Source organism: Streptococcus milleri, assembly GCF_900636525.1.
In the GTDB taxonomy this organism is placed as follows: domain Bacteria; phylum Bacillota; class Bacilli; order Lactobacillales; family Streptococcaceae; genus Streptococcus; species Streptococcus hominis.
The window spans coordinates 596140-613797 of sequence record NZ_LR134288.1; the positions used below are offsets into that span (position 1 = coordinate 596140).

The following is a 17658-nucleotide window of genomic DNA, read 5'->3' on the forward strand; positions in this document are numbered from 1 at the left end:
CAAATGAAGAATGAAATGCTAGCTTTGATTCTTGCCGGTGGGCAAGGAACGCGTCTTGGAAAACTCACTCAAAGTATTGCCAAACCAGCAGTACAATTTGGTGGACGTTACCGTATCATTGACTTTGCTTTGTCCAATTGTGCGAATTCAGGGATTCATAATGTTGGTGTCATTACTCAATATCAACCATTAGCTTTGAATAGTCATATTGGGAATGGCTCTAGTTGGGGACTTGACGGCATTAATACAGGAGTATCCATTCTCCAGCCTTACTCAGCAAGTGAAGGAAATCGTTGGTTTGAAGGAACGAGTCATGCGATTTATCAAAACATTGACTATATTGATACTATCAATCCTGAATATGTCTTGATTTTGTCTGGTGATCACATTTACAAAATGGATTATGATGATATGCTTCAGTCTCATAAAGATAACAACGCCAGCCTGACAGTAGCTGTTCTGGATGTTCCTCTGAAAGAAGCAAGTCGTTTTGGTATCATGAATACAGATGCCAATAATCGCATTGTCGAATTTGAAGAAAAACCGGCTGAACCTAAGTCTACAAAAGCTTCTATGGGGATTTATATCTTTGACTGGAAACGCCTGCGTACTATGCTGGTAGCTGCTGAAAAGAGCAATGTAGATATGTCTGACTTCGGTAAGAATGTTATTCCAAATTATCTTGAATCCGGCGAAAGTGTTTATGCTTATGAATTTAAGGGATATTGGAAAGATGTTGGAACGATTGAATCACTTTGGGAAGCCAATATGGAATATATTGATCCAAACAATGCTTTAGATAGCCGGGATCGTCAATGGAAAATTTATTCACGTAACTTGATTTCCCCACCAAACTTCCTTGGAGAAAATGCTCATGTTGAAGATTCTTTGGTTGTGGATGGCTGTCTTGTGGATGGAACAGTTAAACATTCGATTCTTTCTACGGAAGCTCAGGTGCGTAAAGATGCAGTTGTAGAAGATTCTGTTGTTATGAGTGGAGCTATCATTGGTCAAGGAGCAAAAATCAAACGTGCTATTATCGGTGAAGGAGCTATCATTTCTGATGGTGTAGAAATTGATGGAACAGACGAAGTACAAGTTATTGGATACAATGAGAAAGTGGGGGTACCATCAGATGAAGATTGATAAATATTCAGCAATTTTAGGAAATACAGTTGGATTTCATGATATGTCTACTTTGACAAGTCATCGTCCAGTTGCCAGTTTGCCATTTGGTGGGAAATATCGTTTAATTGACTTTCCGTTGTCTAGCCTGGCCAATGCAGGGATTCGGAGCGTCTTTTGCATTTTCCAACAAGATAACATTAGTTCTGTCTTTGACCATATCCGTTCTGGACGTGAATGGGGGCTGTCTACTCTTTTGAGTCACTACTATCTTGGTATTTATAATACGCGCGTAGAAAGTTCTACTGTTGGTAAAGAATACTACGAGCAATTATTGACCTACTTAAAACGTTCGGGCAGCGATCAAACGGTAGCATTGAACTGTGATGTTTTGGTGAACATCGACTTGAACCAAGTCTTCCACTTACATAGTACAACTGATCAACCGATCACAGTTGTCTATAAAAAATTACCAAAAGAAGAAATTTCCGAAGTCAACGCTGTTTTGGAAATTGATGAAACAGATCATGTGAAAAATCACCATCTTTTTGATGATAAAAAAGATCAGGATTTGTACAACATGTCAACGGATATCTTTGTTGTGGATACACCTTGGCTGATTGAAAAGTTAGAAATAGAAGCACAAAAAGAATTTCCTCAAAAATTACGTTATGTTTTACGTGATTTAGCTACTCAGGAAAAAGCGTTTGCTTATGAATATACGGGTTATTTAGCAAATATTCATTCTGTCACTTCGTACTTCAATGCCAATATTGATATGCTTGATTCGCAAAAATTCTATTCTCTTTTCTCCCCAAATCAAAAGATTTATACTAAAGTAAAAAATGAAGAGCCAACTTATTATGCAGTCGGTTCTAAGGTTTCAAATTCTCAATTCGCTTCTGGTAGTATCGTGGAAGGAGAAGTGATTGATTCTATCATTTCTCGTAATACCCGCGTTAACAAAGGAAGTAGTGTTAAAAGCAGCATTCTCTTCCCACGTGTCCTTATTGGTGAAAATGCAGTAGTTGAGTATGCAATCTTGGATAAGGGTGTTGAAATTGCAGAAAATATAACAATTCGTGGAACAGCTGATAACCCAGTTGTCATTAAAAAAGGTGAAAAAGTAACAGAGGATAGAATTCAATGAAAATTTTATTTGTAGCAGCAGAAGGGGCACCTTTTTCTAAAACGGGAGGTTTGGGAGACGTCATTGGCGCTCTCCCTAAATCTCTTGTGAAGGCAGGTCATGAAGTGGGCGTCATTCTTCCATACTATGATATGGTGGATAAAAAGTTTGGCGACCAAATGGAAGACTTGTTCCATTTTGAAGTAAAGGTCGGTTGGCGTGGTCAATATGTAGGCGTGAAACGTACCGTTTTAAATGGTGTGACCTTCTACTTTATAGACAATCAATACTATTTCTTCCGTGGGCATGTTTATGGTGATTTTGATGACGGCGAACGTTTTGCCTATTTCCAAATGGCGGCTGTTGAGTTAATGGAGCGAGTGGATTTTATTCCAGATGTTCTCCATGTGCATGATTATCATACCGCAATGATTCCATTTTTGGTGAAAGAAAAATACCATTGGATTCAGGCTTATCATGGTATTCGGACTGTTTTAACCATTCACAATTTAGAATTTCAAGGGCAATTTTCTGATGGCATGCTCTGGGATTTGTTTGGAGTGGGCTATGAGCGTTATGCAGACGGTACCTTGCGTTGGAATAACTGCTTGAATTGGATGAAAGCAGGGATTTTGTATGCAGATCGGGTGACAACCGTATCACCAAGTTATGCACATGAAATTATGACACCAGAGTTTGGTTGCGGTTTGGATCAAATTTTACGGATGGAGTCTGGTAAAGTATCAGGTATTGTCAACGGAATTGATACAGACATTTATAATCCAGAAACGGACAATTTGCTGGAGTACCATTTTAATAAGGATGACTTATCTGGCAAGTTAGCAAATAAGCGTGCGTTGCAAGAAAAAGTTGGTCTGCCTGTGCGAGATGATGTACCTCTAGTAGGGATTGTATCACGTTTGACTCGGCAAAAAGGTTTTGATTTAGTTGTGGATCAATTACACAATTTACTACAAGATGATGTGCAAATTGTTCTTTTAGGCACAGGAGACCCGTCTTTTGAGCAATCCTTTGCTTGGTTCAGTCAAGCTTATCCAGAAAAATTATCTGCCAATATTACTTTTGATGTGAAATTAGCGCAAGAAATTTATGCAGCTTGTGATATGTTCTTAATGCCAAGTCGCTTTGAGCCGTGTGGATTGTCCCAAATGATGGCTATGCGTTATGGAACATTGCCACTTGTACATGAAGTTGGTGGTCTTCGTGACACCGTTCAACCCTACAATGCTTATGAAGGAACAGGAACTGGATTTAGCTTTAATAATTTCTCAGGTTACTGGCTGAAATGGACATTTGACATGGCTATTGACGTATACCACAATGATAAAGATACATGGTATAACCTTCAAAGACAGGCTATGGAACGCGATTTTTCATGGGATACAGCTAGCCAAGCTTACAGTCATTTGTACCAATCTCTTTATTGATAGAAAGGAGTTTGCCGTTAAGAAATGAAACTAACAAAAGAGCAGTTTCTTCATGATTTTAAGGATATTTTGCATGAAGAACAATTGATTAAAGTAGAAGATGCCACTCCGGCAGAACTGTTTCAAACCTTAGCACGTACAATTCGCAAATACATCACTCCTATGTGGTTGGAGCGACGAAACAAATTAGTAGAAGACAAGCAAAAAATTGCTTATTACTTTTCGATTGAATTTCTACCTGGGCGGATGCTGGAAACTAATTTGCTAAATCTTGGAATCCTCGATGTTGTCAAAGAAGGTTTTGACGAATTAGGTATTGATTTTACAGCTGTAAAACGGGCTGAACACGATATGGCATTAGGGAATGGCGGTCTTGGTCGCCTTGCAGCAGCTTTTATGGATTCGCTTGCAACTACAGGCTATCCGGGATTTGGTAATGGAATCCGCTATCGCTACGGACTTTTCAAACAAAAAATTGTGGACGGTTACCAAGTCGAGTTGCCTGATGATTGGTTTGGTAGTCTAGGAAACGTCTGGGAAACGCGGAAAGATCACAATGTTGTAGATGTCAAAATTTTTGGGAATGTCTATCTTCAAGCCAACAAGGAAGGTCGGATTGTTCCTGTTTATGAAAATTCACAAACTCTTCGTGCAGTACCTTACGACGTGCCACAAATTGGCTTTGAAAATGATATTGTCAACAATCTTCGTTTATGGGATGTTGAAATTCCTGAAGAATATGAGCTAGAATATCCAACGATTGAAGCACGCCGCAAAGTGCAAGATATTACGGCTATTTTGTATCCAGATGATTCAAGTTACGAAGGAAAAGAACTGCGCTTGATTCAAGAATATTTCATGACCAGTGCTGGCTTACAGACTATTATCAAATCCTATCGGAAACAGGGTCTACCTTTAGAGCAAATTCATGAAAAAGTATCAGTTCATATCAACGATACACATCCAGCAGTTGCACCAGCAGAGTTTATGCGACTTCTATTGGATGATTGTGGTCTTGAATGGGCTGACGCTTGGAATGCGACAGTTCAGACCATGAGTTATACCAATCACACCATTCTTTCAGAAGCTTTAGAAAAATGGGATGCAGAACTCTTTAAAAATGTTCTTCCTCGTGTTTATCAAATCATTCTTGAAATCGACAATCGTTATATTGCTGATATGGCTGCGCGTGGTATTGACCCACAAGTGATTGAACATACACGGATTGTCAAAGATAATCAAGTGCATATGGCTCACTTGGCTATTATTGGTGGTCATTCTGTGAATGGTGTAGCTAAACTTCACACCGAACTTCTAAAAGAAGATACGCTCCGTGATTTTTATGCCATTTATCCTGAAAAATTCAACAATAAAACGAATGGTATCATTCAACGCCGCTGGCTGCAAATTGCAGATGGACCTTTGTCAAATGAAATTGACTACTTGATTGGTAAAGGCTGGCGAACAAATATTCATGAATTGCGCAAACTTTTAGACTACAAAAATGATCAGCATGTTTTGAGCGAATTTTATAATGTTAAGCAGGAAGCTAAAGCACGTTTAGCAACTTTTATCAAAGAATCTACAGGAGTGGAAGTGTCAACGGAAGCTATCTTTGATGTGCAAGTGAAACGGCTTCACGCCTATAAGCGTCAATTGCTCAATTTGCTCCATATTCTTAAGCTATATTGGGATTTGAAAGATAATCCTGATAAAGATATGGTGCCGCGAGTTTTCATTTTTGGTGCTAAAGCAGCACCAGGTTATCATTTTGCAAAATCTGTTATTAAATTGATCAACGAAGTAGCAAATCTTGTGAATAATGATGAAAGTTTACAAGGCAAATTAAAAGTTGTTTTCCTTGAAAATTATCGTGTCAGTTTAGCTGAACTCATCATTCCAGCGGCAGATGTGTCTGAACAAATCTCTCTTGCTTCCAAAGAAGCTTCTGGGACCTCTAATATGAAATTTATGATGTCGGGAGCTATTACCTTGGCAACTCTTGATGGCGCCAATATTGAAATCAAAGATGAAGTTGGAGACGACAATATTGTGATTTTCGGTATGGACAAAGATGAAGTCTACGACCATTATGCACGTCATGATTATGATTCACGTGGTGTATACGAAAATAATCCAATCATTCGTCGTGTGGTTGATAGTTTTGTAGATGGTACTCTTCCAAATGTCCGAAATGAAGGTTCTGAGATTTATGAAGCTTTGATTACACACAATGACGAATACTTCCTTCTGGAAGATTTTGCTTCGTATGTAGCTGCACAAGAAAAAATTGATCAACTCTATCGCGACAAAGAAAAATGGGCGCGTATGAGCCTTGTTAATATCGCAATGTCTGATAAATTCACATCAGATGATACGATTGAACAATACGCCAAAGAAATTTGGAACCTGAAAAAGTAATAAGCTAGGGGCTGGGACTTATCCAGCCTCTTTGTTGAAAAAGTGAATTGTAGTTTTTGTTTATATTTAATCGATAAAGATTACCTATAATATACATATATAGGGAAAAATTCGATAATTGGAAATAGCTATTTCTACATCAACAAACTGATAGTGGGATCAAGTTCGTTTTACTACTATTCTACAACCACAATTGTTGCAGGATAGCCTACTTTTTTGGAAATTGAAAGAAATCCGTATAAAACGTTTCCAAAAGACAAAAACATTTGACAAAAAGAATTTTTAGGACTAAACTAAGTAAGTAAATTTTAAACATAAAGGAGAATTCATCATGAATTTAACATTTTTTGGATTATGTCTTGCCTGTATGGGTGTTTCACTCGCTGAAGGGTTTTTAATGGCAAATCTATTTAAATCAGCATCACGTCAGCCAGAAATAATTGGTCAGTTGAGAACACTTATGATCATGGGGATTGCCTTTATCGAAGGTACTTTCTTCGTAACACTTGCGATGTCATTCATCATTAAGTAAGAAAAGAAAGTTATCCTTTAGAAAAGGGGGTGGAGTTCGTTGGAAGAAAGTGTAAATCCAACCATCACTTTAGGTCCTGTGACCTTTGATTTGACTCTACTTGCTATGTCTCTTCTAACCGTACTTATCGTATTTGCTTTCGTCTATTGGGCTAGTCGGAAAATGACGCTGAAGCCTTCTGGTAAGCAAAACGTCTTAGAATACCTCTATGATTTTGTCATTGGCTTTACAAAGGGCAATATTGGCGATAAGTATATGAAGAATTACTCTCTATTTATCTTTTCCTTATTCCTTTTTGTTGCAGTAGCCAATAACCTTGGTTTGATGGCGAAAGTGCAGACAACAAATGGTTATAACCTATGGACATCTCCAACGGCCAATCTTGCATTTGACTTAGGATTTTCATTCTTGATTACCTTGATTTGCCATGTCGAAGGGATTCGTCGTCGTGGAGTGAAGGCTTATCTCAAAGCTTTTGCGACACCTGCTGGAATGACACCGATGAATATTTTGGAAGAATTCACCAATTTTGCTTCTTTGGCTTTGCGGATCTATGGTAATATCTATGCAGGGGAAGTTCTGTCTGGCTTGTTATTAACTTTGTCACAACAAGCTGCTGCTTGGTATCCAATAGCATTTGTCTTGAATCTTGTTTGGACAGCTTTTTCAGTCTTTATTTCATGTATTCAAGCCTATGTATTTACCATGTTGACATCTATGTATCTAGGTAAGAAAATTAATGGTGAGGAATAGAAGGGAGAAAAGAGATGAATATTACTTTAGGTAGTCTTATTGGGGATTTTATCCTTGTAGCAGGCTCATTTCTTCTGTTAATCGTTTTAATTAAGAAATTTGCCTGGGATAATATTACAAGTACTTTTGAGCAACGTGCCAAAAAGATTTCGGATGATATTGATGGCGCAGAATCTGCTCGTCAAAAAGCAGAAGATTTGGCTCAAAAGAGAGAAACAGAATTAGCAGGTAGTCGTCAAGAAGCGACAACAATTATTGAAAATGCCAAGGAAACTGCCGAGAAAAACAAGGCAGGAATCTTGGCAGATGCAGCTGATGAAGCTGGACGTTTAAAAGAAAAGGCTAATCAAGAAATCGCTCAAACCAAAGCAGAAGCCATGAACAGTATCAAAGGTGATGTAGCCGATTTGACTGTAAATCTTGCTAGCAAAATTTTAGGTCAAAAATTGGATCAAGAAGCTCACAAAGAGCTCATTGACCGCTATATTGACAAGCTAGGAGATGCTTAATGGACAAAAAAAGATATGCGGTAATTGAAAAATATACCACACCTTTTGTCCAACTCGTGATTGAAAAAGGTCAGCAAAAAGATGTTTTTGAAAAACTTCAACAAATCAAAGACATTTTTGACAATACCCATTTAGCTGCTTTTTTGTCACATATTGGTGTTGATGATACAGAAAAAGAAAGAAGCCTTCGCTATTTTCAAGGATCTGATTCATCCTTGATTGACAATTTCATTGAAGTTATTATTCATAATCATCGTGAAGATCTTTTTTATGATATTTTAGTAGAAAGTCTTCACCAGCTTGAAAAGATTAGTAATGAATTTGAAGTGACAATCAAATCAGTTCAAGGTTTATCGGAGGAGCAAAAATCTAAAATTATTCCGATTATTGAGCGAAAATTTGGATTGCAGGTTCGTTCTTTAAAAGAAGAACTGGATGCAAGCCTCATTGGTGGCTTTATCATCACAGCTAATAATAAGACAATTGATGCAAGTATTAAACGTCAATTACAAACAGTAAAAGAAAATTTGAAATAGAAAGTGGTGTGAATTTTGGCGATTAACGCACAAGAAATCAGCGCTTTAATTAAGCAACAAATTGAAAATTTCCAGCCAAATTTTGACGTCACAGAAACAGGGGTCGTCACATATATTGGTGATGGAATCGCCCGTGCTCATGGTCTTGACAATGCAATGAGTGGTGAGCTGTTGATTTTTGAAAATGGCTCATACGGTATGGCACAAAACTTAGAATCAACAGATGTAGGGATTATCATTTTAGGTGATTTCACAGATATTCGCGAAGGGGATACCATTCGTCGAACTGGTAAAATCATGGAAGTGCCTGTCGGAGATGCTTTGATTGGTCGGGTTGTTGATCCGCTTGGTCGTCCGGTTGATGGACTTGGCGAGATTAAGACAGATAAAACGCGGCCAGTTGAAACACCTGCTCCGGGAGTTATGCAACGGAAATCTGTATCAGAACCGCTTCAAACAGGTCTGAAAGCGATCGATGCTTTGGTGCCAATTGGTCGTGGGCAACGGGAATTGATTATCGGAGACCGTCAAACTGGTAAAACAAGTATTGCGATTGATGCGATTTTGAACCAAAAGGGACAAGATATGATTTGTATCTATGTTGCCATTGGTCAGAAAGAATCAACGGTTCGTACGCAAGTAGAAACACTTCGTCAGTATGGAGCGTTGGATTACACAATCGTTGTCACAGCGTCAGCTTCTCAACCTTCACCATTGCTGTTTTTAGCACCTTATGCAGGTGTAGCAATGGCAGAGGAATTTATGTATAGTGGCAAACACGTTTTGATTGTCTATGATGATTTATCAAAACAAGCGGTTGCTTATCGTGAACTGTCACTCTTGCTTCGTCGTCCACCAGGTCGTGAAGCTTTCCCAGGAGACGTATTCTATCTTCATAGCCGTCTTTTGGAACGTTCTGCCAAAGTTTCGGATGAATTAGGTGGTGGTTCTATTACAGCACTGCCGTTTATCGAAACGCAAGCAGGAGACATCTCCGCTTATATCGCAACCAATGTAATTTCAATTACAGACGGTCAAATCTTTTTAAGCGACAGTCTCTTTAATGGAGGTGTTCGACCTGCTATTGATGCCGGTTCATCTGTATCACGTGTAGGTGGTTCTGCACAGATAAAAGCGATGAAGAAGGTTGCCGGAACCTTGCGTATTGACCTTGCTTCTTATCGTGAACTGGAAGCATTTACCAAGTTTGGTAGTGATTTGGATGCTGCGACACAAGCGAAATTGAATCGTGGTCGTCGGACGGTAGAAGTCTTGAAACAACCGGTTCATGAACCATTACCAGTTGAAAAACAAGTCGTTATTTTGTACGCCTTGACACATGGTTTCTTGGATAGTGTACCGGTTGATGATATTCTTCGTTTTCAAGCAGAATTGTTTGATTACTTTGATGCTCATCATGAAGACCTCTATGAAATCATTCGTACAACAAAAGACCTTCCAGAGGAAGCAGTCTTAGATGCTGCAATTACTGAATTTATCAATCAGTCTAGCTTCAAGTAAGAATAGAGGTGTCAGATGGCAGTTTCATTAAATGATATAAAAAATAAAATTGCATCCACAAAAAACACCAGTCAAATCACAAATGCCATGCAAATGGTATCTGCTGCTAAGCTAGGAAAGTCCGAAGAAGCGGCCAAGAATTTCCAAATCTATGCTTCTAAAGTCAGAAAGTTATTGACAGATTTGCTTCATGGACATGAAGTGCAAAATTCCAAATACCACCCTATGTTGATTAGTCGTCCGGTGAAAAAAACAGCTTATATCGTTATTACATCGGATCGCGGCTTAGTGGGTGGTTACAATGCGACCATTCTCAAATCCATGATGGAACTTTTTGCAGAATACCATGATAAAGATGATTTCGTCATCATTTCAATCGGTGGTATGGGCTCGGACTTCTTTCGGGCACGCGGGCTTCAGCCTATTTATGAACTACGTGGTTTAGCTGATCAACCGAGCTTTGATGAGGTTCGTAAAATCATTGGCAAAACGGTTGAAATGTACCAAAACGAATTGTTTGATGAATTATATGTTTGTTATAATCACCACGTCAATAGTTTGACCAGCCAAATGCGTGTTGAACAAATGCTTCCAATCGTGGATTTGGATCCAAATGAAGCAGACGAAGACTACGTTTTGAATTTGGAATTGGAATCTAGCCGAGATGTCATTTTGGATCAGTTGTTGCCTCAGTTTGCTGAAAGTATGATTTATGGGGCAATTATTGATGCGAAAACAGCAGAAAATGCGGCAGGAATGACCGCGATGCAGACAGCAACAGATAACGCGAAAAAAGTTATCAATGATTTGACCATTCAGTATAATCGTGCTAGACAAGCAGCTATCACGCAAGAAATTACTGAAATTGTGGCGGGTGCAAGTGCACTAGAATAGTGTCACAGAAAATAAATATAAAGAGGAGAAAAGAATGAGCTCAGGCAAAATTGCTCAGGTTATCGGACCAGTCGTTGATGTTGCGTTTGCAGCTGGTGATAAATTACCTGAGATAAATAATGCACTTGTAGTCTATAAAAATGACGAAAAAAAATCAAAAATCGTCCTTGAAGTAGCTCTTGAGCTTGGTGACGGAGTGGTTCGGACCATTGCTATGGAATCAACTGACGGGTTGACTCGTGGCATGGAAGTCCTAGATACTGGTCGTCCAATTTCTGTCCCCGTTGGGAAAGAAACACTCGGTCGCGTCTTTAACGTTTTAGGAGATACCATTGACTTGGAAACTCCTTTTGGTGAAGATGCAGAACGTCAACCAATCCACAAAAAAGCTCCAACTTTTGATGAGTTGTCTACTTCATCAGAAATCTTAGAAACAGGAATTAAGGTAATTGACCTTTTAGCGCCTTACCTCAAAGGGGGGAAAGTTGGTCTCTTCGGTGGTGCCGGTGTTGGAAAGACAGTCCTGATTCAAGAATTGATTCACAACATTGCCCAAGAACACGGTGGAATTTCTGTCTTTACTGGTGTTGGAGAACGAACACGTGAAGGGAACGACCTTTACTGGGAAATGAAAGAATCTGGCGTTATTGAAAAAACAGCCATGGTCTTCGGTCAAATGAATGAACCACCTGGAGCACGTATGCGTGTGGCTTTGACTGGTTTGACCATTGCCGAATATTTCCGTGATGTTGAAGGTCAAGATGTGCTTTTATTCATTGACAATATCTTCCGTTTCACGCAAGCAGGTTCTGAAGTATCTGCCCTTCTTGGACGCATGCCTTCAGCCGTTGGTTACCAACCAACACTTGCGACAGAAATGGGACAATTGCAAGAACGGATTACATCAACCAAGAAAGGTTCTGTAACCTCTATCCAAGCTATCTATGTGCCAGCCGATGACTACACTGACCCTGCGCCAGCGACAGCGTTTGCTCACTTGGATTCTACAACCAACTTGGAACGGAAATTGGTGCAATTAGGGATTTACCCAGCAGTTGACCCACTTGCTTCTAGCTCCCGTGCACTTGCTCCTGAAATTGTCGGAGAAGAGCACTATGCTGTAGCAGCAGAAGTGAAACGTGTCCTTCAACGTTACCATGAATTGCAAGATATTATTGCAATCCTTGGTATGGATGAATTGTCAGACGAAGAAAAGACTTTGGTTGCGCGTGCGCGTCGGATTCAATTCTTCTTGTCACAAAACTTTAATGTTGCTGAACAATTTACTGGGCAACCAGGTTCTTATGTACCAGTTGCTGATACAGTTCGTGGCTTTAAGGAAATCCTTGAAGGAAAATATGATCATCTCCCTGAAGATGCCTTCCGTGGTGTTGGTTCTATCGAAGATGTCGTTGCTAAAGCTGAAAAAATGGGATTTTAAGAGGTGACCTATGGCTCAAATGACAGTACAAATCGTGACACCTGATGGTCTAGTTTTTGACCACCATGCAACGTTTGTTTCCGTTAAAACTCTTGATGGAGAAATGGGGATTTTACCGCATCATGAAAATATGATTGCTGTTTTGGCTGTCGATGAGGTCAAAGTGAAGCGGATTGATGATGAAGATCATGTCAATTGGATTGCTGTGAATGGTGGAATTGTCGAAGTTGCTGATAATGTAATCACCATTGTTGCAGACTCTGCCGAACGTGCTCGCGATATTGACATCAGTCGTGCTGAAAGAGCAAAATTGCGTGCCGAGCGTGCCATTGAAGAAGCACAGGAAAAGCATTTAATTGACCAAGAACGTCGTGCCAGAATTGCCCTTCAACGTGCCATTAATCGAATTAACGTTGGAACAAGATTATAATACGAAAAGGCCAATTGGCCTTTTTATAATGGCTTTTTTGCTATCAGTACCTGATTTGTGTCTGATAGTTTGCTCTCATCTATTTTTTTGGTATAATGGGGATATGATTCAGTTAATTTTTACGCTTAGTAGCTACATGATTTTTATTTTTCTTTCATTTCACTTGCTTTCTACTGTTGTGAATTGGGAAAGACTATTAAAGGTGAATGCTGACAATGCTCTTAAGATCCGATTCCTAATTTTATTGCTTAGTATTGCGTTAGGGTTTTTGCTCAGTTCTTTCTTCCTTAATCTCTATACATTGGGACGAGATATGTTTAATAGTAATTTATAGGATAAGAAAAGAAATATAATAGGTGTTTTGGAGAAATATGGATAAAATTATTATACAAGGCAGTTCGAATCCATTAGTCGGTTCGGTTAAAATTGAAGGTGCCAAAAATGCTGTTTTGCCTTTGCTTGCAGCAACTATTCTAGCGACGACAGGGAAAACAACTCTAACCAATGTTCCGGTTCTATCTGATGTATTTACGATGAACAATGTGGTTCGTGGATTGAATACAAAAGTGATTTTTGAACAAGAAGAGAACAGGATTACGGTGGATGCTACACAGCCGTTGAGCGAAGAAGCTCCTTATAAATATGTGAGTAAAATGCGTGCTTCTATCGTGGTATTAGGTCCGATTTTGGCAAGAAATGGTTATGCCAAAGTTTCTATGCCTGGTGGCTGTACGATTGGAAGTCGTCCTATTGACCTTCATTTGAAAGGATTGGAGGCAATGGGAGCTGAAATTAAGCAGACGGCTGGATTTATTGAGGCCAAAGCTAACCGATTGCATGGAGCTCATATTTACATGGATTTTCCAAGTGTGGGTGCGACGCAAAATATCATGATGGCAGCAACTTTAGCGGATGGTGTAACAGTGATTGAAAATGCAGCGCGCGAACCGGAGATTGTTGATTTAGCTGTTTTATTGAACAAAATGGGGGCTAAAGTTCGTGGTGCAGGTACGGAGACACTAACCATTACTGGAGTTGAGGAGCTGATGGGGACAAGCCACAGTGTAGTACAAGACCGCATTGAAGCCGGGACTTTTATGGTAGCAGCTGCTATGACTGGCGGTAATGTCCTTGTGCAAGATGCTATTTGGGAGCATAATCGTCCACTTATTGCGAAATTGCTAGAAATGGGTGTGTCTGTTACCGAAGAGGACGAAGGAATTCGGATTTGTTCGGATTTATCCAAGTTAAAAGCGGTCAATGTGAAGACTCTTCCGCATCCAGGTTTCCCGACAGATATGCAGGCGCAATTTACAGCTTTGATGACGGTTGCCAAGGGTGAGTCTACCATGATTGAGACTGTTTTTGAGAATCGTTTCCAACATCTGGAAGAAATGCGTCGAATGGGTTTACACTCGGAAATTATGCGAGATACAGCTCGTATCGTTGGTGGTCAAGCTTTGCAAGGAGCTGAAGTGATGTCAACGGACTTGCGTGCGAGTGCTGCGCTAATTTTGACAGGTTTGGTTGCAGACGGTGAAACAAAAGTAGGTCAACTAACTCATTTAGATAGAGGTTATTATCAATTTCATAAAAAACTGGCTAATTTGGGTGCAAATATTAAGCGAGTGAAGGAAGAAGACGATGAATAATAATTTGAAATATGTTAAAAAACAAGTCGGAATTGTTTTGGCAGTCTTATTGTTTGGTTTGATTTTGTTTGCAGTTGGATTAGTGATAGGATATGGTGGTAAGGATCCGTGGTCAATTTTATCACTAGATAAATGGCATACCATTATCAGCAAATTTACAGGACGATAATTTTAATAGCAAAAAGAGGCAAAATAAAAACTAACTTCTTATTCAAAAATGTTCGATTACAAGACGCAGTAATTGCGTGACTTCTAGTTGTTGAGTGTATCAGTTTTTAGAGGGCAATAACTTTGAGGGAGTGAGACAAAAGTCGTGATTTCGTAGAAATTGACTTTGTAGTCCCACCCCCTCCTATTTATTTAAAGGGGAGTAGAAATGGCGAGAAAGAAATCCAACCAGAAAGTAGCGCAAAGTGTAGCAGGCGTATTTCTTGCACTTGTTCTTGCGCTGGGAGGTTATTCTTTTAGCAATTATCATAATCATAGCAGTACGAAGCATTCTGACAGCACTGCTATTAACAGGAGTATTCGTAAGAATTATGCAGCACCCAGTCAAGAATTAGCACAGAGCGTTTTAACAGAATCTGTCAAACGACAGCTCAAAGGGAAAATCGAGTGGAATGGCGCAGGGGCTTTTATTGTCAATGAGAATAAAAATGATTTAGATGCTAAAGTGGGAAGTATTCCTTATGCGGATAATAAGACAAAATTGGTCAGAGGTCGAACTGTTCCAACGGTAGCAAATGCTCTTTTATCCAAAACAACTCGCCAATATAGAAGTCGTGAAGAAACAGGAAATGGCTCCACGACTTGGACACCTGCTGGTTGGCATCAAGTCAAGCATTTATCAGGTGAATACAACCATGCAGTTGACCGAGGACATTTGTTGGGTTATGCTTTGATTGGTAACTTGAAAGGGTTTGATGCTTCGACCAGTAACCCGAAAAATATAGCTGTGCAAACAGCTTGGGCTAATCAAGCAAATACTAGTCATTCTACGGGTCAAAATTTCTATGAAACAAAGGTTCGCAAGGCACTAGACAAGAATAAACGAGTTCGGTATCGGGTGACTTTGATTTATGCTAATGAACAGGATTTAGTGCCAGTTGGTTCGCATATTGAAGCTAAATCAAGCGATAGTAGCTTGGAAATGAATGTCTTTGTTCCCAACGTACAGACAGGACTTCGGCTAAATTATCAAACAGGAGAAGTGACCGTTACCAACTAGATTATTGCTAGTGTTGCATTTATATCATCCTTTTGTTATACTATTGTTACATGAGGTCGGACAAAAAGTATCTCAGCCTCTATCTAATTTAGTGATAAGCGAATGACGCAGTAGGTGATTGGACTCTTTATTCGCTTTTCAAGCTCGAAAGAGCACCTAATCACCCTCGCGGGGGTGGGACCACGAACTTAAATTTTTCAAGATAAGTTCTGTCCCACTCCCATTTTGTCTAAAAAGTACGTTGGTGCTTTTTTATTGTGGATTTGTTTTATGAGGAGAAAGGAGAAACATGAAGTATATTTGGTCTTATTTGAAAAAATATCCCAAATGGTTGATGTTGGATTTCTTTGGTGCTGTCTTCTTTGTTGTGGTGAATCTCGGTTTGCCGACTGTTTTGGCACGAATGATTGACGAAGGGATTAATCGAGGAGACAGCAATCGTTTGTATTATTGGGCAATTGTGATGCTTATTGTGATTTTGTTGGGAATTTTGGGGCGGATCGTGCTTTCTTATGCAGCTGGTAAGTTGACAACGAGTATGGTGCGTGATATGCGTAATGACATCTACGACAAATTGCAAGAGTATTCCCATCATGAATACGAGCAGATTGGTGTTTCATCCTTAGTGACACGGATTACCAGTGATGCTTTTGTTTTGATGCAGTTCGCAGAACAATCCCTAAAAATGGGTGTCATCACACCAATGATGATGATGTCTAGTGTGATGATGATTTTTTTCACTAGTCCTTCCTTGGCTTGGATTGTTGCAATTTCTGTTCCTTTCCTCGGCATTGTCGTTTGGTATATAGCAGTCAAGACTCGTCCTTTATCAGAAAAGCAACAAAAAACTTTAGATAAAATCAATCAATACGCACGTGAGAATTTAATGGGGCTGCGCGTTATTCGTGCTTTTGCTCGAGAAGAATTTCAAGAAGAGCGTTTTGCTTCACAAAATGACATTTATGCGAATAATTCGAATCGTCTGTTCAAGTTAACTGGTTTGACAGAACCTCTTTTTGTTCAAATTATCATCGCGATGATTGTTGCCATTGTCTGCTTTGCTTTAAAACCACTAGGTACAGGAGATTTGCAAATTGGCGATTTAGTTGCTTTTATCGAATATAGTTTTCATGCATTGCTGTCATTTCTGTTGCTGTCTAGCTTGTTTACTATGTATCCTAGAACTGCTGTTTCGAGTGAACGGTTGAAAGAAGTAATGGAAATGCCCATTTCGATCAATCCAAACGAAGATGGTGTGACTGAGACAGACAGTCATGGTTATTTAGAGTTTGACAATGTTACCTTTGCATATCCTGGTGAAACAGAGAGTCCAGTCTTGCATAATATTTCCTTCAAAGCAAAACCTGGTGAAACGATTGCTTTTATCGGCTCGACCGGCTCAGGGAAGTCCTCATTGGTGCAATTGATTCCGCGCTTTTATGATGTGACTTTAGGAAAGATTTTAGTGGACGGAGTGGATGTGCGTTCTTATAATCTAAAAGCACTGCGGCAGAAGATAGGTTTCATTCCACAAAAAGCTCTGCTCTTTACCGGAACAATCGCAGAAAACCTCCGCTATGGGAAAGAACATGCCAGTTATGAAGAATTGACACAAGCGGCAGATGTAGCACAAGCAAGGGACTTCATTGAAAGCAAGGAAGAACGCTTTGAGACGCATTTGGCAGAAGGGGGAAGCAATCTTTCTGGTGGTCAAAAGCAACGTCTCTCCATTGCGCGGGCAGTCGTAAAAGAGCCAGATATTTATATCTTTGATGATTCATTTTCTGCGTTGGACTATAAGACCGATGCCATTCTTCGAAGTCGACTCAAAGAAGTTACGCAAAATGCTACTGTATTGATTGTAGCACAACGCGTGGGAACCATTATGGATGCAGATCAGATTATTGTTCTGGATAAGGGAGAAATCGTCGGTCGTGGAACGCATGAAGAATTGATGCAAGATAACGACATCTATCGCGAAATTGCTAATTCTCAGCTTAATAGTCAATCACTAACAGAAGAATAGGAGGGAGAATGAC

The 17658-nt window shown here is 39.5% G+C and carries 17 protein-coding genes; all 17 read left to right on the forward strand.

All coding sequences use genetic code 11. The features are described from left to right. Positions 1 to 3: 3 nt before the first annotated feature. Positions 4 to 1146, forward strand: a complete 1143-nt coding sequence (locus EL087_RS02915; RefSeq protein WP_057489607.1) for a glucose-1-phosphate adenylyltransferase — start codon at positions 4 to 6, stop codon at positions 1144 to 1146. Next, complete coding sequence (gene glgD / locus EL087_RS02920) at positions 1136 to 2275, forward strand: glucose-1-phosphate adenylyltransferase subunit GlgD (protein ID WP_126406754.1); 1140 nt, start codon at positions 1136 to 1138, stop codon at positions 2273 to 2275. Before EL087_RS02915 ends, glgD begins: the two co-directional genes overlap by 11 nt. Further along, positions 2272 to 3702: a glycogen synthase GlgA gene (glgA, locus tag EL087_RS02925; RefSeq protein ID WP_126406756.1), complete on the forward strand. Its 1431-nt coding sequence runs from the start codon at positions 2272 to 2274 to the stop codon at positions 3700 to 3702. The genes glgD and glgA overlap by 4 nt, the downstream gene beginning before the upstream one ends. 24 nt (positions 3703 to 3726) lie before the next feature. Beyond that, positions 3727 to 6123 (forward strand): glycogen/starch/alpha-glucan phosphorylase, encoded by a 2397-nt coding sequence (locus tag EL087_RS02930; RefSeq protein ID WP_126406758.1) that lies wholly within the window; start codon positions 3727 to 3729, stop codon positions 6121 to 6123. 331 nt (positions 6124 to 6454) lie between these two features. Continuing rightward, the gene (locus tag EL087_RS02935; RefSeq protein ID WP_003025282.1) at positions 6455 to 6655 is read left to right on the forward strand and encodes a F0F1 ATP synthase subunit C; all 201 of its coding nucleotides are present in this window, start codon (positions 6455 to 6457) and stop codon (positions 6653 to 6655) included. 39 nt (positions 6656 to 6694) lie between these two features. After that, positions 6695 to 7408, forward strand: coding sequence for a F0F1 ATP synthase subunit A (gene atpB, locus EL087_RS02940; protein ID WP_003040049.1), 714 nt, complete (start codon positions 6695 to 6697; stop codon positions 7406 to 7408). A 14-nt stretch (positions 7409 to 7422) separates the two neighbouring features. Then, on the forward strand, positions 7423 to 7917 hold the full coding sequence (atpF, locus tag EL087_RS02945; protein WP_003028058.1) for a F0F1 ATP synthase subunit B: 495 nt from the start codon (positions 7423 to 7425) through the stop codon (positions 7915 to 7917). Then, positions 7917 to 8453 carry a F0F1 ATP synthase subunit delta gene (locus EL087_RS02950; RefSeq protein WP_049513640.1) on the forward strand — a complete coding sequence of 179 codons (537 nt, stop codon included), beginning with the start codon at positions 7917 to 7919 and terminating at the stop codon, positions 8451 to 8453. Before atpF ends, EL087_RS02950 begins: the two co-directional genes overlap by 1 nt. Positions 8454 to 8468: 15 nt before the next feature. After that, positions 8469 to 9974 (forward strand): F0F1 ATP synthase subunit alpha, encoded by a 1506-nt coding sequence (gene atpA, locus EL087_RS02955; RefSeq protein WP_003028061.1) that lies wholly within the window; start codon positions 8469 to 8471, stop codon positions 9972 to 9974. Positions 9975 to 9989: 15 nt separating this feature from the next. Continuing rightward, entirely contained in the window at positions 9990 to 10868 is an 879-nt protein-coding gene (locus EL087_RS02960) for a F0F1 ATP synthase subunit gamma (RefSeq protein WP_003030484.1), read from the forward strand. 34 nt (positions 10869 to 10902) lie between these two features. Next, positions 10903 to 12309, forward strand: coding sequence for a F0F1 ATP synthase subunit beta (gene atpD, locus EL087_RS02965; protein ID WP_126406760.1), 1407 nt, complete (start codon positions 10903 to 10905; stop codon positions 12307 to 12309). A gap of 10 nt (positions 12310 to 12319) precedes the next feature. After that, positions 12320 to 12739, forward strand: coding sequence for a F0F1 ATP synthase subunit epsilon (locus EL087_RS02970; protein WP_003025266.1), 420 nt, complete (start codon positions 12320 to 12322; stop codon positions 12737 to 12739). Positions 12740 to 12842: 103 nt separating this feature from the next. Beyond that, the gene (locus tag EL087_RS02975) at positions 12843 to 13073 is read left to right on the forward strand and encodes a DUF1146 family protein (protein ID WP_080564559.1); all 231 of its coding nucleotides are present in this window, start codon (positions 12843 to 12845) and stop codon (positions 13071 to 13073) included. 37 nt (positions 13074 to 13110) lie between these two features. Then, the gene (murA, locus tag EL087_RS02980; protein WP_126406762.1) at positions 13111 to 14391 is read left to right on the forward strand and encodes a UDP-N-acetylglucosamine 1-carboxyvinyltransferase; all 1281 of its coding nucleotides are present in this window, start codon (positions 13111 to 13113) and stop codon (positions 14389 to 14391) included. Continuing rightward, the gene (locus EL087_RS02985; RefSeq protein WP_003040295.1) at positions 14384 to 14560 is read left to right on the forward strand and encodes a DNA-directed RNA polymerase subunit beta; all 177 of its coding nucleotides are present in this window, start codon (positions 14384 to 14386) and stop codon (positions 14558 to 14560) included. Before murA ends, EL087_RS02985 begins: the two co-directional genes overlap by 8 nt. 207 nt (positions 14561 to 14767) lie before the next feature. Beyond that, positions 14768 to 15619, forward strand: coding sequence for a DNA/RNA non-specific endonuclease (locus EL087_RS02990; protein WP_003040412.1), 852 nt, complete (start codon positions 14768 to 14770; stop codon positions 15617 to 15619). 289 nt (positions 15620 to 15908) lie between these two features. Next, positions 15909 to 17645, forward strand: a complete 1737-nt coding sequence (locus EL087_RS02995) for an ABC transporter ATP-binding protein (protein WP_126406764.1) — start codon at positions 15909 to 15911, stop codon at positions 17643 to 17645. The last annotated feature ends 13 nt before the right edge of the window (positions 17646 to 17658 follow it).